General features: G+C 64.6%; 1 protein-coding gene and 1 pseudogene. Both read left to right on the forward strand.

What is annotated here, in order from left to right; all coding sequences use genetic code 11:
* Positions 1-437, forward strand: a pseudogene (locus tag RMO18_RS19095) (sugar phosphate isomerase/epimerase); the annotation flags it as partial.
* Positions 434-1,576 carry a Gfo/Idh/MocA family oxidoreductase gene (locus RMO18_RS19100; RefSeq protein WP_309668076.1) on the forward strand — a complete coding sequence of 381 codons (1,143 nt, stop codon included), beginning with the start codon at positions 434-436 and terminating at the stop codon, positions 1,574-1,576. The pseudogene RMO18_RS19095 and the gene RMO18_RS19100, both read left to right, overlap by 4 nt.
* Positions 1,577-1,776 lie beyond the last annotated feature (200 nt).

Genomic DNA, 1,776 nt, shown 5'->3' on the forward strand with positions numbered 1-1,776 from the left:
GGGCATTCGGCGCGCGGTTGCAGGCGGCGGGGGCGCCGTTGCGCAAGGCGGGGCTGGGGTTCGGCTGGCACAACCACGATTTCGAATTTGTGGCCACACCCGACGGGGTGATCCCGCAGGCGGCGATATTCGAGGGCGGGCCGGATCTGGAATGGGAGATGGACGTGGCCTGGGTGGTGCGCGGCGGGGCGGACCCGATGGACTGGATAGCAGCCGAGGGCGGGCGGATCACAACGGCGCATGTCAAGGACATCGCCCCGGCGGGGACGGTCGCCGAGGATGGCTGGGCCGATGTGGGGTACGGCACGGTCGACTGGGCCAGCCTGCTGGCCGCGCTGCGCGCCGTCGGCTGCAAGCACTTTGTAATGGAACACGACAACCCGTCAGATCACGCCCGCTTTGCCAAGCGGTCGATCCTGGCGCTTCGGATGATATGAGGGACATGATGGCAAATCTGGGCATCGGCATCATCGGATGCGGCAATATCTCTACCACTTATCTGCGGCTGGCCCCCTTGTTCAAAGGGCTGGAAGTGCGGTCGGTGGCGGATGTGAACATGGACGCGGCACAGGCGCGCGCGGCGGAGTTCGGAACGCAGGCGCAGTCGGTCGATGATCTGCTGGCCAACAAGGCGGTGGATGTGGTGATCAACCTCACCATCCCGGATGCGCATTACGCCGTGACCAAGCGGATTGTGGACGCGGGAAAGCACGCTTATTCGGAAAAGCCGCTGGTCCTGACGCTGGAGCAGGGCGTGACCCTGCGCGATCTGGCCAAGGCCAAGGGGCTGGCAGTGGGTTGCGCGCCCGACACCTTCCTTGGCGGGTCGCATCAGCAGGCCCGCGCAATCATCGACGAGGGCCGCATCGGTACGATCACCGCCGCCGTGGCCTGCGTGCAGAACCATGGCCCGGAAGGCTGGCATCCAAGCCCGGAGTTCTTCTTCTTGCCCGGCGCTGGCCCGATGCTGGACCTTGGGCCTTACTACGTGGCGAACCTGATCAACTTCTTTGGCCCGGTCAAACGGGTAGGGGCGATCACCTCGTCCGCAACCCCGACGCGGACCATCGGCTCCGGCGCGCGGGCAGGGCAGGAGATCCCGGTCAAGACGCCCACCAACATCCACGCGCTGCTGGAGTTTCATTCGGGCGCGATGGTGAACCTGACGACCAGCTGGGACGTCTGGCACCACAAACGCAACCACTTCGAGCTTTATGGCACCGAAGGCACGCTTTATGTCCCGGACCCCAACTTCTTTGGCGGCACGCTGGAACTTGCCGGTAAGGACGGCAGCCTGACCGAAGTCGCGCCATGGGATCATCCGTTCGGCAAGGTCAACCAGATCGACAAAGGCCGCGAGCTGGCGAATTACCGCACCGCCGGGCTGGCTGACATGGTGGCGGCATTGCAAGGCGGCCACGATGCGCGCTGTTCGCTGGAACGCACGCTGCATGGGGTGGATGTGATGACGGCCTGCCTTATCTCGGGCGAGACGGGGCAGTTCGTGACGCTGACCACCACTTGCACCCGGCCAGCCGCACTTGGCCCTGATGAGGCGCAGGCGCTGCTGCGCTGAGCCAAGCCCACAGCGAACCCGAACTGCGGCGCAGGGTGAACCTGCGCCGCGATTTGATCACATCTTGATTGCGGGACCGATGCCGTCATAAAGAGGGCAATGAAGGGAACCCCGATGGACGCTGTAACCCGCAAGATACCAAGCCACGAGGTAACCTATGCGCGGTTGCGCGACTTGGTACTGTTTGGCCATCTTGCCCC

The sequence above is a fragment of the Tabrizicola sp. genome (genome assembly GCF_031377265.1).
GTDB lineage: Bacteria > Pseudomonadota > Alphaproteobacteria > Rhodobacterales > Rhodobacteraceae > JAUYQR01.